At 76.3% G+C, this 524-nt stretch carries 1 protein-coding gene; it reads right to left on the bottom strand.

Translation table 11 applies throughout. The features are described 5' to 3' along the window. A partial coding sequence (locus ACYVE7_RS35575) for a hypothetical protein (protein ID WP_460371120.1) occupies window positions 1-524 on the bottom strand: 524 nt, incomplete at both ends.

The following is a 524-nucleotide window of genomic DNA, read 5'->3' as shown; positions in this document are numbered from 1 at the left end:
CCAGCCCGGCTACGGCCAGGCTCCCGCCCAGGACCCTTACGGCCAGCCGCAGGGCGGCCAGCAGGGCTACGGCCAGCAGCAGCCCGGCTACGGCCAGGCCCCTGCCCAGGATCCGTACGCCCAGCCGCAGGGCGGTCAGCCGGGTGACGGCCAGGCCCACGCCCAAGACCCTTACGGCCAGCCCCAGGGCGGCGGTTACGGCCAGCAGGGCCAGCAGCCCGGCTACGGCCAGGCCCCCGCCCAGGACCCCTACGGCCAGCCGCAGGGCGGCCAGCAGGGTTACGGGCAGCAGGGTTACGGCCAGGCGCAGGGCGGTCAGCCCGGCTACGGCCAGGCCCCGGCCCAGGACCCTTACGGCCAGCCCCAGGGCGGCGGTTACGGTCAGGACCAGTACGGCCAGCCGCAGGGCGGCCAGCAGGGCTACGGGCAGCCGGGTTACGGCCAGCCGGGCCAGGACCAGTACGGCCAGCCGCGCCGGCCCGACCAGACCGACAACCTCGCGGTCCTCGACTCCCCGACGATCC

The organism is Actinocorallia lasiicapitis (genome assembly GCF_054778695.1).
This window is presented reverse-complemented; position numbering and strand designations above follow the sequence as displayed.